The following is a 22,799-nucleotide window of genomic DNA, read 5'->3' on the forward strand; positions in this document are numbered from 1 at the left end:
CTCCCGGGCGGGACGTCGGTCGGACGGCCTCGAATCGGCGCAGAAACTGCACTTGGGTCAGGCTCATACACGAAGGCTCGGCGAGTTCCAACCGCCGCAATGCGATTCCGACGCCCGCGTGTCAGGCGTGCGACTGAATGAAGTTGCGCACCAGCGGGTAGGTCTGGCTCTCCCACTTCCGGCCCGAGAACACGCCGTAATGGCCCACGCCCGCCTGGAGGTGATGGCTCTTCATGTGCGGGGCGAGGCCCGTACACAGGTCGTGGGCCGCCATGGTCTGGCCGACGGCACAGATGTCGTCGCGCTCGCCCTCGACGGTCATCAGCGCCGTGCGCCGGATCGAGCGCATGTCGATGGGATTGCCACGATAGGTGAGCTCGTTCTTGGCGAGCGTGTAATCCTGGAACACGGTCTTGACCGTCTCGATGTAGAACTCCGCCGCCAGATCGAGGACAGCGAAATACTCGTCGTAGAAGGTCTCGATCTGCTGTGCCTTCTCGGTCTCGCCGTTGGCCAGATGCCAGAACAGGTCGGCGTGGCCCTGCATGTGGCGCTTCGCGTTCATGGAGACGAAGGCCGAGACCTGCATGAAGCCGGGATAGACCCGCCGGCCGGCGCCCTTGTGGCGCTGGGGCACCGTGGCGATGAGGTTCTTCTCGAACCACGCGATGGGCTTCGAGGTGGCGAGGTGGTTCACGGAGGTCGGGCTGACGCGGCAATCGACCGGACCGGCCATGAGGGTCATGCTGCGGGGAGCGGCCACGTCCTTCGACTGGGCCATGACGGCGGCGGCGGCGAGCGCCTGCACGGCCGGCTGGCACACGGCGACGAGGTGGGCGCCCTCCCCGATGGCGCCGAGGAACTGCACGAGGTGGTCGACGTAGTCGTCGAAGCCGAAGGCACCGGCCTCGAGGGGCACGTCGCGGGCGTTGTGCCAGTCGGTGATGTAGACGTCGTGGTCGGCCAGAAGCGTCCGCACAGTGCCTCGCAGGAGGGTGGCGAAGTGGCCCGACAGGGGCGCCACCACGAGCACCGGCGGCTGGGGCGTGTCGATGTCCTTGCGGAAGCGCAGGAGCGTGCCGAACGGCGTGGCGAACACCGCTTCCTCGGTCACCGCCACCTCGCGGTTGCCCACGGTGATGGAATCGATGCCGTAGGCGGGCCGGGTGAAGGTCAGGCCGGCGCGCATCATCATGCGCGCCCCCGCCGACCACCAGTTCATCGGCTCGCGGTATCCGGCGGCGGTCCAGGGCGAGACCGCGTCGTGGACGAGCCGGCCCCAGGCACGGGTCTGCTCGGCCAGATCCGTCTGGGCATCGAAGGCACGATACAGCATGAAGCCCGAACTCCTACGCGAACGACCGGATCGCGGAACGTCCGCAGGGGACGGACCAGGCAAAAGGCCCGCCACCGATGGGGCGCTAGGCTGGTCTACGTGAGTCGGCAACGCAACGGGCCCGGCGAGCGATCCCACGGGATTGTTGTACGTCTGCATCACTCGTCGTCCTCAGCTCCGAACAGACCCGGCCCGCGCGCCCGCGATCGGCCGAACACCGCATGGGCGCAGGATACCGCATCCCGGGTTGTGCGGGGGTTGCGCGTCCGAACCGCGCCGGGTGTCGCCCTACGACCCCGCTCAGGGTTATCCGCGTGCCCGGTCCCGAACGGGCTTGCCGTCCGCGCGGTTCGGCACGAGTCTTGGATCGCCACCAGCTTCGGTCCGTCCGCTTCGCGCACGGCCGACCAGAGACATCGGGGGACACCCATGCCAGCGGCGACACTCACCATTTCGAGTCGCAACTATTCGTCGTGGTCCCTCCGCGGCTGGCTCGTCTGCCGGATGGCGGGCCTCGACTTCGAGACGGAGCTGCTCTCGGGCAACGACGCGTCGACCCGGGCGGAACTGCTCCATCTCTCGCCGTCCTTCCTCGTCCCGCGCCTGTGCCACGGCGAGATCATCGTGTGGGATACGCTCGCCATCGCCCAATACCTCAACGAGATCCGGCCCGAGGCCGGGTTCCTGCCGAAGGACGCCGTGGCCCGCGCCCATTGCCGCTCCATCGCGGGCGAGATGCACGGCGGCTTCATCAACCTGCGCTCGGCCCTGCCGATGAATCTCAAGGCCCGCCACACCCACTTCAAGATCTTCAACGGCGCGCGCGGCGACATCGACCGCATCGTCACCATCGTGGACGAGTGCGTGTCGCGCTACGACGGTCCCTACCTGTTCGGCGACGTGCCGAGCCTCGCCGACGCGATGCTGGCCCCGGTCTGCACCCGGTTCGTGACCTACGACGTGCCGGTCTCGGACAGGACGGCGCGCTACCGCGACACCATCCTGGCCTGGCCGCTGATGCAGGAATGGACCGAGGCGGCGCTGGCCGAACCCGACGAGATCGAGGAACTCGACATGGAGTTCTGAGGGCACGGCCGGCCCGCCCCGGCACCCGTCTCGCCTACGCGAAAAAACTACTCCGCCGCGATCCGCTCGGGCACGGACCGGGCCGCCCCCGCCGCCGGGGGCAGTTCGAGGCGGGCGGTGAGGCCGCGCGGGCTCCGGTTCGTCAGGATCAGGCGCCCGTCATGGGCCTCCGCGATGGCGACCACGATGGAGAGGCCGAGGCCGAAGCCGCTCGCCGTGTCGAGGTTGCGCGCCCGGTCGCCGCGCACGAACGGCTGCAGCATCGCCTCGCGCTCGGAATCCGGGATGCCGGGGCCGTCGTCGCCGACCTCCACCGCCACGACGTGCTCGGTCTGGACGATGCGCAGGCGGGCGCCGCCACCGTACTTCACCGCATTGTCGACGAGGTTCGTCACGGCGCGCTGCAGTTCCTCGGGCCGGCCGCGCACGAGGACGTGCCGGGTGGCCGCGACCCGGACGTCGGCGCCGACATCCGCGAAGGCGTCGCTCACGGTCTGGACCAGGGAGGCGACGTCGACGAGGGTCACGGCGCGCTCTTCCCCGCTCTGGCCGTCGCGGACGAAGGACAGGGCCGCCTCGACGAGGCCGTTCATCTGGTCGAGGTCGCGCAGGGTCATGGTCCGGGCGTGGTCGTCCTCGATGAACTCGGCGCGCAGGCGCAGGCGGGTGATGGGCGTGCGCAGGTCGTGGCTGATGGCCGCCAGCATCTGGGTGCGGTCGTCGACGAGGCGGCGCACCCGGGCGCGCATCCGGTCGAGGGCCTGCGCCACGGCGATGACCTCCTGCGGCCCGCCCTCGGGCAGGGCGACCACGTTCATGCGGGTGCCGAACGCCTCCGCGGCCTGGGCGAGGCGGGCCAGCGGCCGGGTCAGGGCCCGGGCCGCCCACACGGTGACCAGCGACAGGACCACGGCCAGGAACAGGAAGGTCACGACGATGGCCCCCTGCCGGATCGGCGGCCGGTCGTCGTCGGGCACGAGGGCGGAGAAGCGCGCGCCCTCCGGCGTGACGATCCCGATCCGGATGCCCGGCGGCGTGTCGGCGGCGTCGAGGTCGGTGATGGCGAGGGACCGGGCGAACCCGTCGCGCACGCGCTGCACCACGGTGTGGGCGGCGAGGGCCTCGCTCGCCGTGCCGGCCGGCGCCGAGGTGGGCCAGGATGCGATCCGCAGGGTCGGCAGGGTCCGGGCGGCGGCGCGCAGGAGGGCGTCGCGCTCCGGGGGTGCCGTGGCGTCGAGGAGGCGCGCCAGGGTCGCGATCCGGGTGGCGGCGACGCCCGGATGGTCGTCGGGGCGCCACGGCTCGCGCAGGGTGAAGAAGGCGAGGGTCGCCACCGCATGGGTCACCACCATAGCGGCGACGATGAGCAGGGCGATCTGCCCGGCGACGCTGCCGGGCCACAGGGCGGCGAGGCGGAGTCTGGCGGACGCCCTCATGTGCGCGCGACCTCCGGCGTGAACAGGTAGCCGCCCGAGCGGATGGTGCGGATGATCTCGGGGCTGCGCGGATCGCGCTCGATCTTCTGGCGGATGCGGCTGACGAGGACGTCGATGCTGCGCTCGTACGGGCCGGCGGCGCGCCCCTGCGTCAGGTCGAGGAGCTGGTCGCGGGACAGGACCCGGCCCGGGCGCAGGCACAGGGCGTGGAGGAGGTCGAACTCCGCGCCCGTGACGGCGATGCGCGCGCCCTCGGGGCTGACGAGCTGGCGCAGGGAGACGTCCAGGGTCCAGTCGAGGAAGTGCAGGCGGCGCACGCCGCCCTCGTCCTCGCCCTCCCCGGCCGACCCCCGCCGCAGGATGGCGCGGATGCGGGCCAGGAGTTCGCGCGGGTTGAACGGCTTGCCGAGGTAGTCGTCGGCGCCGATCTCGAGGCCGATGATCCGGTCGATCTCCTCGGCCTTGGCGGTGAGCATCAGGATCGGCACGTTCGACGTGGTCCGCAGGCGGCGGCACAGGCTGAGGCCGTCCTCGCCGGGCAGCATCAGGTCGAGGACCACGAGATCGACGCGGGCGTCGTTGAGGGCTTGGTCCATGGCGGTCCCGTCGCCCGCCACGGTGACGCGGCACGCATTGGCCCGGAGATACCGCGCCACGAGGGCGCTGATCTCGCGGTCGTCCTCGACCACGAGGATGTGAGGGGTCGCGGGCTGGGTCATGACGCGGGTCGTAGGGTTCGACAGAAGGTAGGGACGCGGGACCGTCCGCCCCCCGGTTATGCAGCCTCGCGCGGGCGGGGCGAAGGGGGGTGCGCCGGCCGATTTGTAACCGGCGGTTTCGGACGCGGCGTCGGACGGGTTTGGCAATAACCGTCCGGCGGGAGTCGGAACGGATTGCCGGAACCCGCGCCGATTCTTATGTCGCTGGGACCGGCCGCCGGTTCCGTGCCCCTTATGGACGCGGAGGGCGGCCGATTCCCCCGGGAGACGACCGATGCAAAGCTCCGACCGGCCAGGCTCAGATCGCCCCGGCAGCAACCGCCTGTTCGACGATTTCGCCCGCCTGATGACCGACGCCGCCGGCGCCGCGCAGGGGGTGCGCCGCGAGGCCGAGACGGTGGTCAAGGCGCAGTTCGAACGCCTGATCCGCGACATGGACATCGCCTCGCGCGAGGAACTCGACGTCCTGCGCGACATGGTCGCCGCCCTGCGCAGCCAGAACGACGCCCTGGCCCACCGCGTGGCCGCCCTCGAGGCCAAGCTCGGGCCCGAACCGGCCGCGGGCGTCACGGAAGCGATCTGACGCGATACCCGAGACGAGCGCGGTCCAAGGTCTCTTTCCGGCGACCGCGCTTGTGCACAGGAAGGAACGGTGGACGGTCGCTTTCCTGTTCACCGGGTTTCCGGAGCGCTTTGAAACGCGAGTCCGGCGCGGTCTATAGTGAGCCATGACCTGATTCGCCGCTGCCCCGAACCACCCCGTCCCGACCTCGACTGAGGCCGAACGTATCGCCCGAGCGGATGAGCTTGGATGATGCCAATGGTTTGGCCGATGCGAAGGATGAGGGGATGCCGGGGCATCGGGCCGCTCTTCACAACACGCCGACGATCCGTGCCGGATCGCCAAACTGGACCGCCATGACCCAACTCCACATCGAAGATCACGACCGGCACGAGCACCCCCTCGACATCGTCGAGCGCCTCGCGTCGCTGCGCGACTGGATCTTCGACCGGGCCGAGACCGACGAGATGTCGGTGTCCGTCGCCGGGCGCTGGGCCGATTACCACGTCGCCTTCACCTGGATCGAGGACGTGGAGGCCCTGCACGTGGCCTGCGCCTTCGACCTCAAGGTGCCCGAGCGCCGCCGCACGGAGGTGCTCCGGCTGGTGTCGCTCATCAACGAGCAGCTCTGGGTCGGGCATTTCGACCTGTGGTCGACGGACAGCGTGGTGATGTTCCGCCACTCGCTCCTGCTGACGGGTGGGTCCACGCCGACGCAGAACCAGTGCACCATGATGCTGAAATCGGCCGTGGACGCCTGCGAGCGCTACTATCAGGCGTTCCAGTTCGTGATCTGGGCCGGCAAGTCGGCGCGCGAATCCCTCGACGCCGTGCTGTTCGAGACCGAAGGCGAGGCGTGAGCCGGCTTCCCGCCTCCCTCACCCTCGTCGGCGCCGGCAAGATGGGGGGCGCGATGCTCTCCGGCTGGCTCGCCGGCGGCCTCGATCCGGCCCGCACCACGATCCTCGACCCCCAGCCCTCGCCCGAGATCGAGGCCCTGTGCGCGGCCTGCGGCCTCGCCCTCAACCCGGCCGCTCCGCCCGCGTCCGACGCCCTGGTGCTGGCGATGAAGCCGCAGGGCCTCGACGCCGCCGCGCCGATGCTGGCGGGGCTCGCCGGTGCCGACACCCTCGTGGTGTCGATCCTCGCCGGCAAGACCATCGCGGATCTGCGCACCCGCCTGCCCCGGCCGCGGGCCATCGTCCGCGCCATGCCGAACCTTCCCGCCAGCATCGGCCGGGGCGCCACCGGCGCCGTGGCGAGCGCGGGGGTGGATGCCGCCCGGCGCGACCAGGCCGACGCGCTGCTGGCCAGCGTCGGCCTCGTGGAATGGCTCGACGACGAGGGCCTCATCGACGCGCTCACCGCCGTGTCCGGGTCCGGCCCGGCCTACGTGTTCCTCCTGGCCGAAGCGATGGCGCAGGCCGGCATCGCCGCCGGGCTTCCCGCCGCCATGGCGGCGCGGCTGGCCCGCGCCACGGTCTCGGGCTCGGGCGCCCTCCTCGACGCCACGGACCGCGACGCGGGACTCCTGCGCCGGGACGTGACCTCCCCCGGCGGCACCACGGCCGCGGCGCTCGCGGTGCTCATGCGCGACGGCGGCCTGCCCGACCTCCTGCGCGAGGCCGTGGCGGCGGGCCGGCACCGGGCGGGCGAATTGTCCGGGTAGGGTGGCCCTAACGACCTCGGCGGCTTCACCCTACATGGGTGGCGACACCGACGAGGATCGTACCCCAAGGACCGCCCCATGCCCTCTGCCAACAAGCCTTCCGCGAGCCCTTCGACCGGAACGGACGTCGCGGTGGCGACGCCGAAACCCTCGCCCCGCGAGGCCGCCGTCGAGGCGCTGATGCGGCTCGCCGCCGAGCAGCCCTGGAACGACATCGAGGTCGGCGACATCGCCCGGGAGGCCGGCCTGAGCCTCGCCGAATTCCGCGACCTGTTTCCGTCGAAGGGCGCGGTCCTGGGCGGCCTCGCCCGGATCATCGACCGCAAGGTGCTGGACGGCGACGCGACGGATCTCGCCGAGGAGCCGACCCGCGAGCGCCTGTTCGACGTGCTCATGCGCCGCCTCGACGCGATGACCCCCTACAAGGATGCCCTGCGGCGCATCTCCTATGCCCTGCGCGGCGATCCGCTCTCGCTCCTGGCCCTCAACGGGGTCGCCCTCAACTCCCACCGCTTCATGCTGGCGGCGGCCGGCATCAACACCGAGGGGCCCCTCGGGCGCCTCAAGCTCCAGGGCGTGGTCGTCGCCTTCGCCCGCACCGTCGAGGTCTGGCTCGACGACGAAGACCCGGCGCTGGCCCGCACCATGGCGAAGCTCGACAAGGAGATCCGCAACGGCGAGCGCTTCATGGAGCGCGCCGACGATGCCCGCCGCCTCACCGCACCGTTCCGGGCCCTCGGCCGTTCGCTCCTCGATCGCGGGTCGCGCCGGCGGAGCGACACCCGCAACGAGGACGAGGGCAATCCCCTCGGCGGAGACCCCGCCGCCGCCATCTGAAACGAGAAAGGGCCGCCCCATCGGGGCGGCCCTTCCGTCAGGCGATCGCGTGTGGATCAGCCGCCGATGCGGTCGGCGAGGACGGCCGAGTGGCCGTGCTGGTTGGCGATGTAGGGCAGTGCCTGGTTGGCGAACTCGCGACCCTGGGCGCTGTCGCCGTTGCGCGAATAGGCCTCGTAGAGACCCAGCGTCCGGGCATCCGAGCGGGCCTGCTGGCGGGCGTAGGTGCGGTCGAACTCGCGGGCGCTGCGGGCGTTCTTGAGGCTGTCGATGCGGGCCTGACCCTCGGGGCCGATGGCGACGCGGCGGCCGGGCTCGCCGGGGCTGTTGTCGACGAGGCCGACGCCGCCGAGGACGCCGCCGACGATCTTCTGGGCGATGGTGGCCGAGATGGTCACCGGGGCCAGCACCACGCCGACGGGGTTGTCGAGGCGGGTTTCGAACGGCTGGCTGTCGGAGACGACGGTGCCGCCGGCGGTGAGCGAGGTGCCCTCGGGCAGCAGGGCCTTGGTGGTGGCCTCACGCTCGACGAGAACGTTCTTGGCGTAGTTGCGCACGTTCGGGTTGCGCGAGCGCTCCAGGGCGATGCGGCTCGACTCGATGCTGACCGCATCCGACTTGAGGGCGGCGGAGCGGAAGGCCGAGGTATCGCGGGCCTCGACGGAGTTGCCGTCGTATTGCGGCGCCACGCGGAACGACAGGGGCTCCTGGGCCAACGCCGGGGTGGCGAGGGCGGCGACGGAGAGGCCGAGGGCGGCGAGAAGCTTGGTGTTGATCATGGCGGAAAATGTCCTCACGCGCCTTGATGGCGCTTGTGGTGATGGAACGTGTCGTCCGCCGGCAACGCTTTCTTAACGGGGGTGTTCCCGCTCAACGTGCATGGCTGTGCTGCAGCGCACCGTCGCGATTGGACCGGCGCGTTTTCTTTCGAGCAATTTCTGATCCCGCAACCAGCGTTGCCGGCGGCTTCGGTATCATCCCTGCGGTCGGGGCAGTTTCCTTGAATACCACCCGTCACGCGATCCCGGCCCCGAAGCGGCTTTTTCAGATCCTCAACAATATAGGTTTTTATTCTTGATTTTTGATCAGTATTTTGATAGGATGGAAATCTCAAAAAATCAGAGGAGATACTCTTGTGGATCGCATTAGACTTCTTCGTATCCGGACCGGTCTTAGCAGTGCCAAGCTAGATTTGGCGTTCCAAAAATTCATCCTCGCTCTCAAATTCGACCAAAACCAGCCACGTGTGCCAGCTGGGCAAGCCAATGGGGGCCAATGGGGGCCAATGGTCGAGCGAAACATCTAATGAGAGCGATCTCGATCTAGTCCCTAGACTTAAGCCATTGAGAGCTGATTATATAACAGATGAGTACTGCAGAGAAATATACAGACGTGATTTATTTCAATGTAAGATAGTAAAAATCAGTGGCTGCTACGCACAGGCGATGGTCCGACTTGTGGCATGTGAAAATGGGCACCCCATTACTCCACTAAACTATTAGGACAAGCCAATGATCATCGCGTCTAGAATGTTAAAATTTCAAAACAAAGGATCTGAACTCGATGTAAAAATCGACATCCATATGCCCGAACCCAATGAATCAGATTGGATTTGCCGTTACGACATCCAATGGCCCGACTCAACCCAGTCGAATTTTGCAAAAGGCTCTGACTCGATTCAAGCACTTCACTTGGGCTTGCAGCGAATATGCCTGGACTTATATATGAGTGAATACCATGCAACCGGCAATCTGTTTTGGTCTGCGCCCGGAGGCGGCTATGGATTCCCCATCACGCGGAACGGTCGCAGCTTCCTGATCGGCGACGACAAGACCTTCGAAGGCTGACTACAATATCTGGTTGGCCTGTCCTTCAGGCGCCGCTCAATGCGCCTCCTCCCAGTTCAACGCCGCCCGCGCCTCCACCACCAGCGGCACCCGCAGCGTCAAAGCCGGCGCCGGCGCCTCGACCATGATCCGCGAAATCACCGGCAGGGCCTTCGCGACTTCGTCCTCCGGCGCCTCGAACACGAGCTCGTCGTGCACCTGCAGCAGCATGCGCACGTTGAGCTTTTCCGCCTTCAGGGCGTCCTCCATGCGGATCATCGCCCGGCGGATGATGTCGGCGGCCGAGCCCTGGATCGGGGCGTTGATGGCCTGGCGCTCGACGCTCGCCCGCTCGTTGGGGTTGTTGGAGCGGATCTGGGGGTAGTGGCACACCCGGCCGAACAGGGTGGTGACGTAGCCGAGGTCGCGGCACAGGCGCTTGGTGTCGTCGATATAGGCGCGGATGCCGGGAAAGCGCTCGAAATACTGCTTGATGAAGGCGCCCGCCTCCTCGCGGCCGATGCCGAGGCGGTCGGCCAGCCCGAAGGCCGAGATGCCGTAGATGATGCCGAAGTTGATGGTCTTGGCGCGGCGCCGCAGGTCCGGTGTCATCTCCGCCAGGGGCACGCCGAACATGGCGCTGGCGGTGGCCGCGTGGATGTCGACGCCGTCCGCAAAGGCCTGGCGCAGCTGCGGGATGTCGGCGATGTGGGCGAGCAGCCGGAGTTCGATCTGGCTGTAATCCGCCGAGATCAGGCGGTTGCCCTCCGCCGCCACGAAGGCGCGGCGGATGCGCCGGCCCTCCTCCGTGCGGATCGGGATGTTCTGCAGGTTCGGGTCCGACGACGACAGCCGGCCCGTGGTGGTGGCGGCCAGCGAAAACGAGGTGTGGACCCGGTCGGTCTCGCGGTCGGCGTGCTGCTGCAGCGAATCCGTATAGGTGGATTTGAGCTTGGCGAGCTGGCGCCACTCCAGGATCTTCTTCGGCAGTTCGTGGCCGGCCTGGGCCAGTTCCTCCAACAGGGTCGCGGGCGTCGCCCACTGGCCGGACGGCGTCTTCTTGGCGCCGGGCAGGCCCATCTTGCCGAACAGGATGTCGCCGATCTGTTTTGGCGACGACACCTGGAATTTTTCTCCGGCATCCTCCTGAATTTCCTCTTCGAGACGCACGAGGATCTGCGAAAAGTCGCCAGACAGGCGGCTGAGCATGTTGCGGTCGACGCGGATGCCCTGCGCTTCCATGCGGGCGACCACCGCCACCAGGGGGCGCTCCAGGGTCTCGTAGACGGTGACGCGCTTCTCGGCGACGAGGCGCGGCTTCATCATCCGCCACAGGCGCAGGGTGACGTCGGCGTCCTCGGCCGCGTAGGCCGTGGCCCGGTCCAGGGGCACCCGGTCGAAGGTGGTCTTGGCCTTGCCCGTCCCGGCCACGTCCGCGAAGGTGATGGGCTGGTGGCCGAGGTGGCGGCGGGCGAGTTCGTCCATGCCGTGCCCGCCCTTGCCGGCATCGAGCACGTAGGAGATCAGCATAGTGTCGTCGAACGGCGCCACGTCGATGCCGTAGCGGGTGAGCACGGCGAGGTCGTATTTCAGGTTCTGGCCGACCTTGAGCACGCCCGGATTCTCGAGGAGCGGCTTCAGGCGGGCGATCACCACCTTGAGGTCGATCTGGCCGGCGGCCGGCTGGAACACGTCCGACGCCGCCTTGGCGTCGCCGAACAGGTCGCCCTCGGTCGCCTGCACGGGGTCGAGGTGGCGCAGGGGGATGTAGGCCGCGCGCCCCGGCGCGACGCAGAGCGAGATGCCGACGAGGTTGGAATTGATGGCGTCGAGGGCGTCGGTCTCCGTATCGACCGCGACCACGCCCGCCTCCTCGGCCTCGGCGATCCAGGCGTCGAGCTGCTCGACGAGGCCGATGGTCTCGTAGGCCGCCGTATCGAACGGCTTGACGGACTCGGCGGCGCGGGCCGCCACGAGGTCGGCGGGCGTCGCCTCGGACGACCGGCGCGCTTTCGGCGCGGCGTCGGGCAAGCCGAACTCGGCGAAGGGATCGACCTCGGGCCCGTCCCCGGGCGGCAGCGGCACGGGATCGCCGAGGGCCTGGGCCGCGAACGGCGCGTCCTCGGCCTCGGCACGCTGGGGCAGCAGGGCTGGATCGGGCTGCACCGCCTCGGGGTCGACGTGCAGCATCGCGGCGATGCGCCGCGTCAGGGTGTTGAACTCCATGGCCTTGAGGAAGCCGACGAGCTTTTGCGGATCGGGCTTCGGCAGGCGCAGATCGTCGAGGGGCACGGGCACCGGCACGTTCTCTTCCAGCGCCACGAGCCTTCGCGAGAGCCGGGCCTGATCGATGCTGGCGAGCAGGGTCTCGCGGCGCTTGGGCTGCTTGATCTCGCCGGCCCGGTCCAGGAGGGCGTCGAGGCTGCCGTATTCCTTGATCAGCGCCGCCGCCGTCTTCAGGCCGATGCCGGGGACGCCCGGCACGTTGTCGGAGGTGTCGCCGATGAGGGCGAGGGCGTCGCCGATCTGCTCGGGGGTCAGACCCTCCCACTTGGCGATGATGGCGTCGCGGTCAAGGTTGCGCTCGGGCCGGTGGCCGGCCTTGCCCTTGGTGCCGGATTCGAAGTCGTAGAACCGCACCAGGGGGCCGACGAGCTGCATCAGGTCCTTGTCGGACGAGACGATGATGACCCCGGCGCCCCGCGCCTCGGCCTGGCGCGAATAGGTGGCGATGAGGTCGTCGGCCTCGTAGCGGATCAGTTCGATGGGCTGGAGGCCGAAGGCGCGCACGGCATCGCGCATGAGCGGCATCTGGCGCTTGAGGTCGTCGGGCGCGTCCGGCCGGTGGCCCTTGTAGTCGGGGTAGAGCTCCTTGCGGAACGAGCCCTCGGACTTGTCGAACACGATGGCCAGATGCGTCGGCATCACGCCCGCCGCCCCCTCCTGCACGAACTGGGCGATCTTGGTGCAGAACAGCCGCACGGCCCCCGTGGGCAGGCCGTCCGAGGGGCGGGTGTTGTACTTCTGGTCCTGGTTGATCGACTGGAAATACGCGCGGAAGATGAACGACGAACCATCGACGAGGATGATCTGATCGCCGGGGCCGACGGGAGCGGAAGCGGGCATCGTCATCGCGCGGCAGGGTCTCGCAAAGGGGGGCTCGGGGCGGCCGCGCTCACGGGGCCTGCGGTCGGCTCAGTTCAACGCGGCAGACCGCGGTGATCGGGTTCAACTGGTCGTGGACGGTCTTCCAGACGATGTCCAGGGACACCCGATGATAGGCATGCCGATAGAGGTTTCCGGCATCCGCCATGTCGCGCCAGGGGATGCCGGGATGACGCGCCTTGGTCTCGGCCGTAAGCCGCCGGCTCGCCTCCGAGATGATCTCGAGGCAGCGAACCACGGCATACTGCGTCAGCAGATCGGCTTCGAAGGCCGCGAAGGTCATGGCGGCGGTGAAGCGCAGGGCCGCCTCGGCGTTGGTGACGATGTCCTCACACGCGTCGTATTCGCGGTCAGAAGACAGGGATGGCATCGCGCTCGATCCGTGTCCTGACCCGGTCCTTCAGGGTCTTGCGATTGGCGACATCGACCGACACGGGAAACAGGTCCGCGATGAAGTGGCAGAGGCCGACATAGGCGTAGACATCGAGCTTCAGGGCCTCGTCGAGGTCGATCACGATGTCGACGTCGCTGTCCGCATGCGCCTCGCCCCGCGCCGTCGAACCGAACAAGGCGGCATGCCGGATACCACGCGCCCGCAACGCACCCTCGTGGGCGCGCAAAATCTCGATGGCGGCCTCGCGTTCCATGGGCGGACCGTATCAGAACGCCCACGGTCGCTGAAGGCCCTCAGCCCGCCGCCCCCACCGTGTCGGCCATCCGGGCGTCGCGGGTGCCCAACGGCTGTTCGGGGCCGCGGGTGGTGTCGACCTCGGTCTGGTGCTCCATCTCGGCGTTGATCTCGGCGCCGACCAGCACGATGGTGGTGGAGATCCAGATCCAGGTCATGAAGCCGATGGCGGCGCCGAGGGACCCGTAGGTCTCGTTGTACTTGCCGAAATTGGCGACGTACCACGAGAACCCAAGCGAGGTCGCGAGCCAGGCGATGCCCGCGATGGCGCTGCCCCAGGTCACCCAGCGCCAGCGCGGCGCGTCGCGGCTCGGGCCGTAGCGGTACAGCAGGGCGAGGCCGCCCAGCACCGCGAGGAGCAGCACCGGCCAGCGCAGGAGGGCGATGTACCAGGCCTCGGTGCTCAGGCCGACGATGCCGATCACCGCCGGGACGACGACGATTCCCACCAGAGCCAGGACCACGAACAGCAGGGCGCCGGCGGTGAAGGCGAGCGAGCGCAGGTTGAGCCAGACGAAGTTGCGGGTCTCACGTTCCTCGTAGACGACGTTGAGGGCGGCAAACACCGCCTTCATGCCGCCGTTGGCGCTCCACAGCGACAGGGCGATGCCGGTGAAGAAGGTGAGGCCGAGGGTGGTGTCGCCCTTCTCGGCGATGCGCTTGACCTGATCGCCGACGATCTCGAGGGCGCCCGACGGCATGATGCCCTGGAGATTCTGGAGATGGTCGTTGATGGTGGCGACATCGGCGAACAGGCCGTAGCAGGAGACCAGGGCCGCCACCGCCGGGAAGATCGCGAGCAGCACGTAGAAGGTCACGCCCGCCGCCACCGACACGATGGCGTTCTCGGAGATGTCGTGGAACACCCGCAGGCCGATATCCTTCCAGCCCTTGGCGGGGATCTCGGAGGGTTTCGCCGCCTGCCGGCCGCGCTCCGGCTCGGCTCGGGCGACCGCCCTGGCGTCGCCGCCCGCGTGGGAGGGCGACGGCTCGCGGGTCGGGTCGCCCGGCAGGGCCGAACCGCTTGCGCGTGACGTCGCCGCCCCCTGTGTCGGCCCCTGCGAAGCGCCCCGGCGCGGCAGCACCACGAGGCCGACGAGGGCCGTCGCCAGGGCCAGGGTCCAGACCATCGTCGGGCCGGTCGACGCCGCATCGAGGGAGCTTTGGACGTCGTCGCGCTCGGCCATGCCAGTGTCCTTCCGGGCACCGACCAGACGTCGGCACGTTCCCCCTCGACAACAGCGTCGAAGTCACGGAAGTTTCACGCGAACGTGAATTCAAGATGCAGTTTCATGGCCTGCACGCCCAAGGTCCCTCCGAGGGTTCCGCCGGAGTGCCCGGCGGCACGGATTTCCCCACGCCGTGCCCGTAGGAGCCTGGAACAGCGCTTGCCCCTGGGGGCAACACGCGCCAAGGGGCAATAACACCCGGCGCATCAGCAGGCGCAGCAGAATGCCAGGGATGCGACCGGCAGCCCGATCCCATCGACAGGAGAGCCCTCCCCCGTGCCGCACGCGACCGAGCTGATCGCCATCATCGCCCTAGGCCTCGTGCTCGCCTTCATCTGCGGGATGGCGGCGCAGCGCCTGCGCCTGCCGCCCCTCGTCGGCTACCTCATGGCGGGCGTCCTCGTCGGCCCCTACACGCCGGGCTTCGTCGGCAACGGCCAGCTCGCCGGCCAGCTCGCCGAAATCGGCGTGATCCTGCTGATGTTCGGCGTCGGCCTGCACTTCTCCATCAAGGACCTGATGGCGGTGCGCACCATCGCCCTGCCGGGGGCCATCGTGCAGATCGCGGCGGCCACCGCCATGGGCGGCGGCCTCGCCTGGGCCTGGGGCTGGGGCGTCGGCGCCGGCCTCGTCTTCGGCCTCGCCCTGTCGGTGGCGAGCACCGTGGTGCTGCTGCGCGCCCTGGAGGAACGGCGGCTGCTCGACAGCGACAAGGGCCGCATCGCCGTGGGCTGGCTCATCGTCGAGGACCTCGCCATGGTGCTGGCCCTGGTGCTGCTGCCGGCCCTGGCTCCCTCGCTCGGCGGCGTCGGGGACGGTGTGGCGCACCATGCCGGTGACGGCAACATCTGGCTCACCCTCGTGCTGACCCTCGCCAAGGTCGCGGTCTTCGCCGTGGTGATGCTGGTCGGCGGGCGCCGCGTCGTGCCCTGGCTCCTCGATCAGGCGGCCCGCACGGGTTCGCGCGAGCTGTTCACCCTCGCGGTCCTGGCGCTGGCGCTCGGCATCGCCTTCGGCTCGGCGGAGCTGTTCGGCGTCTCGTTCGCGTTGGGCGCCTTCTTCGCCGGCATGGTGCTCGCCGAATCCGACCTCAGCCACCAGGCGGCGGCCGATTCCCTGCCCCTGCAGGACGCGTTCGCGGTCCTGTTCTTCGTCTCCGTGGGCATGCTGTTCGATCCCGGCATCCTCATCCGCGAGCCGCTCTCGGTGCTGGCCGTGCTGGGCGTGATCCTCATCGGCAAGTCGGTGGCGGCGGTGGCCATCGTGCTGGCGTTCCGGCATCCCCTCGGGACGGCGCTCACCATCGCGGCGAGTCTGGCCCAGATCGGCGAGTTCTCGTTCATCCTCGTCAGCCTCGGCCTGTCGCTGAAGCTGCTGCCGACGGAGGGGCGCGACCTGATCCTCGGCGGCGCGATCCTGTCCATCACCCTCAACCCGCTGTTCTTCGCCCTGACGGACTGGATCGGGCGGTCGGTGGCCGCCCGCCCGACCCTCGCCGCCCGCTTCGAACGGCGGGGCGTGGACGCCCTCGCCGCCAAGATGGAGGCAATCCCGAAGCGCGGCCACGCCATCGTCGTCGGCTACGGCCGCGTCGGCAGCACCATCGGCAAGGCCTTCGCCGCCTGGGACCTGCCCTACATCGTCATCGACCGCGACCGGCGCCGGGTGCTGGACCTGCGCAAGGACGGCATCGAGGCGGTGTTCGGCGACGCCACGGCACCCGGCATCCTGCACGCCGCCGATATCGAGGCGGCGCGAATCATCGTCATCGCGACGCCCGAACCGCACACGGCCCGACGCCTCGTCGAGCTCGCCCGCGAGATGAGCCCGGGGATCGACACCCTGGTGCGGACCCACAGCGACACGGAGCGGCGCTACTTCGAGGAGCAGGGCGTCGGCCTCGTCCTCATGGCCGAGCGCGAGCTCGCCTTCGGCATGACCCTCTACGCCCTGCGCAGCCTCGGCCTGAAGGAGGGCGACGCCCGCATCTTCGTGGACAGCACCCGCGTGGAGAGCCGCTCGGCCCCCGCCGAAGCCGCCATCGACCACGGCGTCCCGGAACTCCGCCCGCACAAGGAGGATGCGGCCGAGGGGTGAGCGGGCGCTCCTGCCCTGCGCCGCGCGGGCGGAGCCCGCGCGAACCCATCGACGTCGCCCTCGCCGGCGTCGACGACGAGCCCTGGACCGGCCCCGTCGCTCCGGGCCTCACGGTCATCGTGCAGCCCGTCGCCGAGATCGGTACCCGGGCCCCATGCTCCTGTTCGAACGGATCGCGGCGCCCCGCAGACCTGCCGCCTCGTCCGCCTGCGCCCACGAACTTTCATGCTGAGCGTGCCCGGGCGACGATCGCACCCCGGCGGCGGCGATCTTTGGAAGCACATCCTCGATCCGAATGACTAGGATCGCCGTATCGAAAAGGCCGGTGCCGGTTCGGTCGTGAGGGTCCCGTATCGTGACGATGTTCATTCCCGCTTCCACGAGATCACCCGTCCCATGCCCGGGCCCGGCCGGTGCGGCCTCGGATTCGGAGAACTCGACAGGGAGGCCCGTCGGCCATGGGAAGCGACTATCCTGATCGCGAGGCGCGGGCGCGGCTCCTCGATTTCGGACGCCTCGAGCGAACCGGCGCGTCCCATCGGTCCGAGGGCGCGGGACCGCGGCGCCGCCGGGCCTATGCGCGAGCCGGATACTTCGCCGCCATTGAGGATGGGCTGATGCCCGACGAGATCCGGCAGATCCTGGCCGGGCGCACTCTGGTGGACGCCTTTCCGGTCTGGAACGGCGAGAGCCTCGCCGCCTACGCCGAACGGGCGGTGGCCGAAATGATGGTTGCCTACCTCGGCGAGGGCGGCGCACACTCGGCCCTCCTTCGGGATGGACCGGCCTGAGGGCGCCGCCTCGCATCCGCAACGACAACACGGCTGACGCCCCGAATGACGCCCCACGACGATATCCTGTCCGCCATCGGCGGCACGCCGCTCGTCCGGCTGGCGCGCGCCTCGGACGAGACCGGCTGCACCATCCTGGGCAAGGCCGAGTTCCTGAATCCCGGCCTGTCGGTGAAGGACCGCGCCGCCCTGTCCATCGTGCGGGACGCGGAGGCGCGCGGCCTGATCCGGCCCGGCGGCACCATCGTCGAGGGCACCGCCGGCAACACCGGCATCGGCCTCGCCCTCGTCGCCGCCGTGCGCGGCTACCGCACGGTCATCGTCATCCCGGAGACCCAGTCGGCCGAGAAGAAGCAGACCCTGCGGCTGGCCGGCGCCCGCCTCGTCGAGGTGCCGGCGGTGCCGTTTTCCAATCCGAACAACTACGTCCACGCCGCGCACCGCCTCGCCGCGGCGCTCAGTGCCACGGAGCCGGCGGGCGCCTTCTTCGCCGACCAGTTCGACAACGTCGCCAACCGGCGGGCCCATGTGGAGACCACCGGCCCGGAGATCTTCGCCGGCACGGGAGGCGCCGTCGACGGATTCGTCTGCGCGGCGGGCACCGGGGGGACGCTGGCCGGGACGGCGGAAGCCCTGCGCGCCCTGAAGCCCGGCGTGCGCATCGCCCTGGCCGATCCCGACGGCTCGGCGCTCCACGCCTACTACACGGATGGGGCGCTCAAGGCCGAGGGCTCGTCGATCACCGAAGGCATCGGCCAGGGCCGGGTGACGCGCAACCTCGAAGGCTTCCGGCCCGACCATTCCTATCGCATTCCCGACGCCGAGGCCCTCGACCACGTCTTCGGCCTCATGCGCGACGAGGGCGTCAGCCTCGGCGGCTCGTCGGGGATCAACGTCGCGGGAGCGGTACGGCTCGCGCGCGAACTGGGGCCGGGCCACACCATCGTGACGATCCTGTGCGACGGGGCCGCCCGCTACGCCTCGAAGCTGTTCAACATCGCGTTCCTGCGCGAGCGCGGCCTGCCGGTCCCAGGCTGGCTCGAAGCGACGCCGGACGCGCTTCCCGAGTGGCGGGCCTGATCGCCGTGGAACCGCGGCCCGAAGCGGCCTATCTCGGCCGGGCGCGACATCCCGTCGAATTCGAGGGCATCAGGTATGGACACACCGACAGGCCACGGCCGCTACGGCTACAGCGCCCTGCCCGATCGGCCGGTCTACGATTGGCCCGGGGGCAAGCGCCTGGCCGTCTACGTCGCCCTCAACCTCGAGACCTTCGACTTCGGATCGGGACTCGGGGCCGAGCTCGCCCCCGGCGGGCCGCAGCCGGACGTGCTCAACTACGCCTGGCGCGACTGGGGCAACCGCGTCGGCGCGTGGCGGATGAAGGCCCTGTTCGACGCGCTCGCCCTGCCGGCGAGCGTGCTGGTCAACAGCCGGCTCTACGACGATTGCCCCGGCCTCATCGAGGCGTTCCGGGCGCGCGGCGACGAGATCGTCGGCCACGGCCGCACCAATGCCGAGCGCCAGGGCACCCTGGACGAGGCGGCCGAGCGGGCCCTCATCGCGGAGGCCACGCGGACCCTGACCCGGCACGAGGGCAGGCCGCCCGCCGGCTGGCTCGGCCCGTGGATCTCGCAGTCGCCGGTCACGCCCGATCTCCTGGCCGAGGCCGGCTACCGCTACCTCCTCGACTGGGCGCACGACGACCAGCCGGTCTGGTTCGTGACGCGCGGGGGCGGGCGCATCCTCTCGGTGCCGTATCCGCAGGAACTGAACGACATCCCGGCCATCGTCGCCCGCAAGGACACCGGGCGCCAGTTCGCCGAAGCCATCGTCGACGGTTTCGACGCGATGCTGGAGCAGTCCCGGACCGCGCCCCTGGTCATGGGCATCGCGCTCCATCCCTACATCGTCGGCCAGCCCCATCGTCTCAAGCCCCTGCGCACGGCCCTGGAGTACATCGCCCGGCACCGGGACGACATCTGGCTCACCACCGCCGGGGCCATCGCCGATCACGTCGCTTCCCTGTCCGCGGCCTGAGGCCGGAAGGCGCCGGTCGGGGGATCGGCCGGCCTCGGCCGGCGCATCTTTCCGACCGCCTTTTTCACGTGAAATGGTTAGCGAGGCCTTCGCGCACCGGGCGGCCGCCGGCTCTTCGGCATCGGTCGCCTCGCGCGACCGGGTGCCGACAGGGGCCGGTCGCGGCCCGGCAGGCGCCCTGCACCATGTCGGAATTGGATGCGCGACCTAGATGGAGGGCACGCCACTCTCCGCAGGAGCCCCTGCCCGATGCACCCATCCCGACGCGCGATCCTCGCCGGCACCGGCCTTCTCCCCCTGGCGCCGCTCTTCGGCCCCGCTATCCGGCCCGCGCGGGCGGAGCCCGCCGGCCTGATCCGCCGGCCCATCCCGTCCTCCGGCGAGATGCTGCCCGTCCTCGGCATTGGCACCTCGCGCCGCTACGAGGTCGAGCCGACCGCGGAGAAGGTCGCCCCCCTGCGCGAGGCGGTGCGGCGCTTCGTGGCGCTCGGCGGCTCGGTGATCGACACGGCGCCGAGCTACGGCACGGCCGAGGACGTGCTCGGCGTCATCCTCCCGCAGGACGGCCTGCGCGAAAAGGTGTTCCTGTGCAGCAAGGTCGGCACGCCCGGCCGCGAAGCCGGCCTCGCCGAGATCGAACGCTCGTTCAAGCGCCTGAACACACCGGTGATCGACCTCGTCGCCGTCCACAACCTCATCGACCCGGCCTCGAACCTCGCGACCCTCCGGGACCTGAAGGCGCAAAAGCGTATCCGCTACGTCGGCGTCACCGTGTGGCGCGACAATCAGTTCGCCGACCTCGAAGCCGTGATGAAGCGCGAGACCCTCGATGTCATTCAGGTGAACTACGCCCTCGACGATCGACTGGCCGCCCAGCGCATCCTACCGCTCGCCGCCGAGCGCGGTGTGGCCGTGATGGTCAACGTGCCGTTCGGGCGAGACCGCCTGCTCAAGGCCGTCCAGGGCCGCGACCTGCCGCCCTGGACCGCCGAGTTCGGCTGCGCGAGCTGGCCGCAATTCTTCCTCAAATACGTCCTCGCCCACGAGGCCGTGACCTGCCCGATCCCCGGCATGGCCAAGGCGGCCTATGTCGAGGACAACCTCGGTGCCGCGCGCGGCCGGATGCCCGACGCCGCCCAGCGTGCCCGAATGGAGGCCTATGTCGATGCGCTCTGAGATCATGTCCCGCCGGGCGGCCCTCGCCCTCGCCGCGTCCCTCGCCCTGAGCGGGCCCGCCTGGGCCCAGACCGCTCCGCCGCCGGCCCGCATCGGGATCGTCGGCGCCGGCAACATCGGCGGCACCCTCGGCGGCCTGTGGGCGAAGGCCGGCCACGAGGTCATGGTGTCCTCGCGCCACCCCGAGGAGCTGAAGGGCCTCGTCGAGAGCCTCGGCCCCAAGGCCCGCGCCGGCACCCCGGCCGAGGCCATCGCCTTCGGCGACGTCGTTCTGATCGCCGTGCCCTACAAGGCCTATCCGCAACTGAGCGCCGACCATGGCGCCGCCCTCCAGGGCAAGACCGTGATCGACGCCGGGAACGCCACCGAGGCCCGCGACGGCGCGGTCTACGCCGAGGTGAAGGAGAGCGGCATCGCGGCGGTCTCGGCCAAGTACCTGCGCGGTGCCCGGATCGTGCGCGCCTTCAACGCGGCGAACTACAAGGTGTTCGCCAAGAACAGCAATCGCGACGGCGCCCGCATGGCGATCCCCATGGCGGGGGACGACGCCGAGGCCCTGGCCACGGTCTCCAAGCTCGTCACGGATGCGGGCTTCGATCCGGTGATCGTCGGACCCCTCGCGAAAGCGGACGGCTTCGCCATGGGCTCGCCGGGCTTCGGCCACGACCTCACCGCCCCGGAATTGAGCACGCGCCTCGGGGTCACGCGTTGAGCAGCCCCGGCGGGGTCGTTCCCGTCCCCGTCTATGGCGGGGTTCGGGCGACCCACTGGCTCGGGCGCCTCGTCGATGTCCGGCCCGGCGAGGTTCCGGCGCTGGCGTGGTCCTGGGCCTACATCTTCTCGATCCTGGCCGCCTACTACGTCCTGCGCCCGATCCGGGACCAGATGGGCATCGCCGGCGGCCTCGAGAACCTGCCCTGGCTGTTCACCGGTACGCTTGTGGGCATGCTCGCCCTCAACGTGCCCTTCGCCTGGTTGGTGAAGACCCTGCCGCGCGCCCGGTTCGTGCCCCTGACCTACCGGTTCTTCGCCGCCAACATCCTCCTGTTCGCCGCCGCCCTCTACCTCGCCGGTCCCGAGGGCGATGTCTGGATCGGGCGGGCGTTCTTCATCTGGCTGTCGATCTTCAACCTGTTCGTGGTCTCGGTGTTCTGGGCCACCATCGTCGACGTGTTCTCCACGGAGCAGGGCAAGCGCCTGTTCGGATTCATCGCCGCCGGAGCGACGCTCGGCGCCATCGCGGGCTCGGCCACCACGGCGATCCTCGCCCGCGACGTGCCGACCTGGGTGCTCCTCGTAGGTGCGGCCGTGCTGCTGGAGGTGGCGGTGTTCAGCATGCGCGGCCTCGCCCGCCTGTCGGACCGCCTGCACCAGCGCCCCGTGGCCGGGGACGCGGGCCCGGCCGATGCCATCGGCGGCAGTGCCTTCGCGGGCATCACCCGGACGTTCCGCTCGCCCTATCTCCTCAACATCGGCCTGTTCCTGCTGCTGTTCTCCGTGACCTCGACGTTCCTGTATTTCGAGCAGGCCGGCATCGCCAAGAAGAGCTTCCCCGATCGCGGTGCGCAGACGGCGTTCTTCGCCACCGTCGATCTCCTGGTCAACGGGCTGACGCTGGGCGTGCAGTTCTTCCTCACGGGACGGATCGTCCGGCGCATCGGCGTCGGCCCGAGCCTCGCCCTCCTGCCGGCGGCCAGCATCCTCGGGTTCGCGGCCCTGGCCGTGTCGCCGACCATCACCGCAATCGTGGTGTTCCAGGTGTTGCGCCGGGCCGGCAACTTCGCCATCGCCCGGCCGATCCGCGAGGTCCTGTTCACCGTCGTGCCGCGCGAGGATCGCTACAAGGCCAAGAACTTCCTCGACACCGTGGTCTATCGCACCGGCGACCAGATCGGCGCTTGGTCGTTCGCCGGGATCGCGGCCCTCGGACTCGGCTCGACGGCCGTCGCCGTGACGGCGGTACCGCTCTCCATCGCATGGCTCGTCAATAGCCTCTGGCTCGGCCGCCGCCAGGAGGCGCGGCAACGGGAGAGCGAGGCGCAAGCCGAGGCATCGAGCCCGTAGCGGAACGGCCCGCTGCTCCCGAAGGAATACAAGGCTCCACGGTCGGATCGGTCGCGGTGCGACCGGACCTCCGATGAG

The 22,799-nt window shown here is 69.7% G+C and carries 21 protein-coding genes; 13 read left to right on the top strand and 8 right to left on the bottom strand.

The annotated features are described in order from the left end of the window. Positions 1–121: 121 nt before the first annotated feature. Complete coding sequence (locus ASF28_RS05365) at positions 122–1,336, bottom strand: polyhydroxyalkanoate depolymerase (protein WP_056088621.1); 1,215 nt, start codon at positions 1,334–1,336, stop codon at positions 122–124. Between the two features lie 429 nt (positions 1,337–1,765). Here ASF28_RS05365 and ASF28_RS05370 point away from each other — a divergent pair, with 429 nt between their 5' ends. Next, complete coding sequence (locus ASF28_RS05370) at positions 1,766–2,422, top strand: glutathione S-transferase family protein (protein WP_056088623.1); 657 nt, start codon at positions 1,766–1,768, stop codon at positions 2,420–2,422. Between the two features lie 47 nt (positions 2,423–2,469). Here ASF28_RS05370 and ASF28_RS05375 read toward each other — a convergent pair whose 3' ends face one another. Together ASF28_RS05375 and ASF28_RS05380 are read right to left on the bottom strand one after the other, a co-directional pair. Next, positions 2,470–3,858: an ATP-binding protein gene (locus ASF28_RS05375; protein ID WP_056088626.1), complete on the bottom strand. Its 1,389-nt coding sequence runs from the start codon at positions 3,856–3,858 to the stop codon at positions 2,470–2,472. Further along, a complete protein-coding gene (locus ASF28_RS05380) occupies positions 3,855–4,577 on the bottom strand; it encodes a response regulator (protein ID WP_056088629.1) in 723 nt (240 codons plus the stop codon). The genes ASF28_RS05375 and ASF28_RS05380 overlap by 4 nt, the downstream gene beginning before the upstream one ends. A 274-nt stretch (positions 4,578–4,851) precedes the next feature. On the opposite strand from ASF28_RS05380, the gene ASF28_RS05385 reads away from it, so the two are divergent. The 4 genes from ASF28_RS05385 to ASF28_RS05400 all read left to right on the top strand — a co-directional run bounded on the left by ASF28_RS05385 (position 4,852) and on the right by ASF28_RS05400 (position 7,645). Next, positions 4,852–5,160: an accessory factor UbiK family protein gene (locus ASF28_RS05385; protein ID WP_056088631.1), complete on the top strand. Its 309-nt coding sequence runs from the start codon at positions 4,852–4,854 to the stop codon at positions 5,158–5,160. Between the two features lie 335 nt (positions 5,161–5,495). Next, entirely contained in the window at positions 5,496–5,999 is a 504-nt protein-coding gene (locus ASF28_RS05390) for a YbjN domain-containing protein (RefSeq protein ID WP_056088634.1), read from the top strand. Beyond that, entirely contained in the window at positions 5,996–6,808 is an 813-nt protein-coding gene (proC, locus tag ASF28_RS05395; protein WP_056088638.1) for a pyrroline-5-carboxylate reductase, read from the top strand. Before ASF28_RS05390 ends, proC begins: the two co-directional genes overlap by 4 nt. 78 nt (positions 6,809–6,886) lie before the next feature. Then, on the top strand, positions 6,887–7,645 hold the full coding sequence (locus tag ASF28_RS05400; RefSeq protein WP_056088641.1) for a hypothetical protein: 759 nt from the start codon (positions 6,887–6,889) through the stop codon (positions 7,643–7,645). Between the two features lie 56 nt (positions 7,646–7,701). Here the strand turns inward: ASF28_RS05400 and ASF28_RS05405 are convergent, their stop codons facing one another. Further along, positions 7,702–8,424: a DUF4142 domain-containing protein gene (locus tag ASF28_RS05405; RefSeq protein ID WP_056088644.1), complete on the bottom strand. Its 723-nt coding sequence runs from the start codon at positions 8,422–8,424 to the stop codon at positions 7,702–7,704. Between the two features lie 732 nt (positions 8,425–9,156). Here ASF28_RS05405 and ASF28_RS22325 point away from each other — a divergent pair. Continuing rightward, the gene (locus ASF28_RS22325) at positions 9,157–9,492 is read left to right on the top strand and encodes a DUF6968 family protein (RefSeq protein ID WP_157085371.1); all 336 of its coding nucleotides are present in this window, start codon (positions 9,157–9,159) and stop codon (positions 9,490–9,492) included. 36 nt (positions 9,493–9,528) lie between these two features. Here the strand turns inward: ASF28_RS22325 and polA are convergent, their stop codons facing one another. The 4 genes from polA to ASF28_RS05425 are packed head-to-tail and all read right to left on the bottom strand — an operon-like array spanning position 9,529 to position 14,511. Beyond that, positions 9,529–12,603, bottom strand: coding sequence for a DNA polymerase I (gene polA / locus ASF28_RS05410; protein ID WP_056088647.1), 3,075 nt, complete (start codon positions 12,601–12,603; stop codon positions 9,529–9,531). 43 nt (positions 12,604–12,646) lie between these two features. Beyond that, the gene (locus ASF28_RS05415; protein ID WP_056088649.1) at positions 12,647–13,006 is read right to left on the bottom strand and encodes a HepT-like ribonuclease domain-containing protein; all 360 of its coding nucleotides are present in this window, start codon (positions 13,004–13,006) and stop codon (positions 12,647–12,649) included. After that, entirely contained in the window at positions 12,987–13,283 is a 297-nt protein-coding gene (locus ASF28_RS05420) for a nucleotidyltransferase family protein (protein WP_056088651.1), read from the bottom strand. Before ASF28_RS05420 ends, ASF28_RS05415 begins: the two co-directional genes overlap by 20 nt. Positions 13,284–13,323: 40 nt before the next feature. Then, positions 13,324–14,511: a YihY/virulence factor BrkB family protein gene (locus ASF28_RS05425; RefSeq protein WP_056088655.1), complete on the bottom strand. Its 1,188-nt coding sequence runs from the start codon at positions 14,509–14,511 to the stop codon at positions 13,324–13,326. Positions 14,512–14,829: 318 nt separating this feature from the next. Here ASF28_RS05425 and ybaL point away from each other — a divergent pair, with 318 nt between their 5' ends. The 7 genes from ybaL to ASF28_RS05460 all read left to right on the top strand — a co-directional run bounded on the left by ybaL (position 14,830) and on the right by ASF28_RS05460 (position 22,721). After that, positions 14,830–16,650, top strand: coding sequence for a YbaL family putative K(+) efflux transporter (gene ybaL, locus ASF28_RS05430; RefSeq protein WP_056088658.1), 1,821 nt, complete (start codon positions 14,830–14,832; stop codon positions 16,648–16,650). A gap of 458 nt (positions 16,651–17,108) precedes the next feature. Then, positions 17,109–17,441 (top strand): hypothetical protein, encoded by a 333-nt coding sequence (locus ASF28_RS22940; protein WP_056088661.1) that lies wholly within the window; start codon positions 17,109–17,111, stop codon positions 17,439–17,441. A gap of 45 nt (positions 17,442–17,486) precedes the next feature. Then, on the top strand, positions 17,487–18,521 hold the full coding sequence (locus tag ASF28_RS05440) for a cysteine synthase A (RefSeq protein ID WP_056088662.1): 1,035 nt from the start codon (positions 17,487–17,489) through the stop codon (positions 18,519–18,521). A gap of 75 nt (positions 18,522–18,596) precedes the next feature. After that, positions 18,597–19,481, top strand: a complete 885-nt coding sequence (locus tag ASF28_RS05445; protein WP_056088665.1) for a polysaccharide deacetylase family protein — start codon at positions 18,597–18,599, stop codon at positions 19,479–19,481. Positions 19,482–19,730: 249 nt separating this feature from the next. Beyond that, the gene (locus tag ASF28_RS05450) at positions 19,731–20,657 is read left to right on the top strand and encodes an aldo/keto reductase (protein WP_056088668.1); all 927 of its coding nucleotides are present in this window, start codon (positions 19,731–19,733) and stop codon (positions 20,655–20,657) included. Next, complete coding sequence (locus tag ASF28_RS05455; protein ID WP_056088671.1) at positions 20,647–21,369, top strand: NADPH-dependent F420 reductase; 723 nt, start codon at positions 20,647–20,649, stop codon at positions 21,367–21,369. The genes ASF28_RS05450 and ASF28_RS05455 overlap by 11 nt, the downstream gene beginning before the upstream one ends. Next, positions 21,366–22,721, top strand: coding sequence for an NTP/NDP exchange transporter (locus ASF28_RS05460; RefSeq protein WP_056088672.1), 1,356 nt, complete (start codon positions 21,366–21,368; stop codon positions 22,719–22,721). The genes ASF28_RS05455 and ASF28_RS05460 overlap by 4 nt, the downstream gene beginning before the upstream one ends. Positions 22,722–22,799 lie beyond the last annotated feature (78 nt).

Origin of the sequence: Methylobacterium sp. Leaf99 (assembly GCF_001422375.1) — a bacterium.
Taxonomy (GTDB): domain Bacteria; phylum Pseudomonadota; class Alphaproteobacteria; order Rhizobiales; family Beijerinckiaceae; genus Methylobacterium.

Bases quoted from the DNA above. Each gene is read 5' to 3' on its own strand.
- ASF28_RS05365 (WP_056088621.1), bottom strand. From the start codon at position 1,336: ATGCTGTATCGTGCCTTCGATGCCCAGACGGATCTGGCCGAGCAGACC.
- ASF28_RS05370 (WP_056088623.1), top strand. From the start codon at position 1,766: ATGCCAGCGGCGACACTCACCATTTCGAGTCGCAACTATTCGTCGTGG.
- ASF28_RS05375 (WP_056088626.1), bottom strand. From the start codon at position 3,858: ATGAGGGCGTCCGCCAGACTCCGCCTCGCCGCCCTGTGGCCCGGCAGC.
- ASF28_RS05380 (WP_056088629.1), bottom strand. From the start codon at position 4,577: ATGACCCAGCCCGCGACCCCTCACATCCTCGTGGTCGAGGACGACCGC.
- ASF28_RS05385 (WP_056088631.1), top strand. From the start codon at position 4,852: ATGCAAAGCTCCGACCGGCCAGGCTCAGATCGCCCCGGCAGCAACCGC.
- ASF28_RS05390 (WP_056088634.1), top strand. From the start codon at position 5,496: ATGACCCAACTCCACATCGAAGATCACGACCGGCACGAGCACCCCCTC.
- ASF28_RS05400 (WP_056088641.1), top strand. From the start codon at position 6,887: ATGCCCTCTGCCAACAAGCCTTCCGCGAGCCCTTCGACCGGAACGGAC.
- ASF28_RS05405 (WP_056088644.1), bottom strand. From the start codon at position 8,424: ATGATCAACACCAAGCTTCTCGCCGCCCTCGGCCTCTCCGTCGCCGCC.
- ASF28_RS22325 (WP_157085371.1), top strand. From the start codon at position 9,157: ATGATCATCGCGTCTAGAATGTTAAAATTTCAAAACAAAGGATCTGAA.
- polA (WP_056088647.1), bottom strand. From the start codon at position 12,603: ATGACGATGCCCGCTTCCGCTCCCGTCGGCCCCGGCGATCAGATCATC.
- ASF28_RS05415 (WP_056088649.1), bottom strand. From the start codon at position 13,006: ATGCCATCCCTGTCTTCTGACCGCGAATACGACGCGTGTGAGGACATC.
- ASF28_RS05420 (WP_056088651.1), bottom strand. From the start codon at position 13,283: ATGGAACGCGAGGCCGCCATCGAGATTTTGCGCGCCCACGAGGGTGCG.
- ASF28_RS05425 (WP_056088655.1), bottom strand. From the start codon at position 14,511: ATGGCCGAGCGCGACGACGTCCAAAGCTCCCTCGATGCGGCGTCGACC.
- ASF28_RS22940 (WP_056088661.1), top strand. From the start codon at position 17,109: ATGGGAAGCGACTATCCTGATCGCGAGGCGCGGGCGCGGCTCCTCGAT.
- ASF28_RS05440 (WP_056088662.1), top strand. From the start codon at position 17,487: ATGACGCCCCACGACGATATCCTGTCCGCCATCGGCGGCACGCCGCTC.
- ASF28_RS05445 (WP_056088665.1), top strand. From the start codon at position 18,597: ATGGACACACCGACAGGCCACGGCCGCTACGGCTACAGCGCCCTGCCC.
- ASF28_RS05450 (WP_056088668.1), top strand. From the start codon at position 19,731: ATGCACCCATCCCGACGCGCGATCCTCGCCGGCACCGGCCTTCTCCCC.
- ASF28_RS05455 (WP_056088671.1), top strand. From the start codon at position 20,647: ATGCGCTCTGAGATCATGTCCCGCCGGGCGGCCCTCGCCCTCGCCGCG.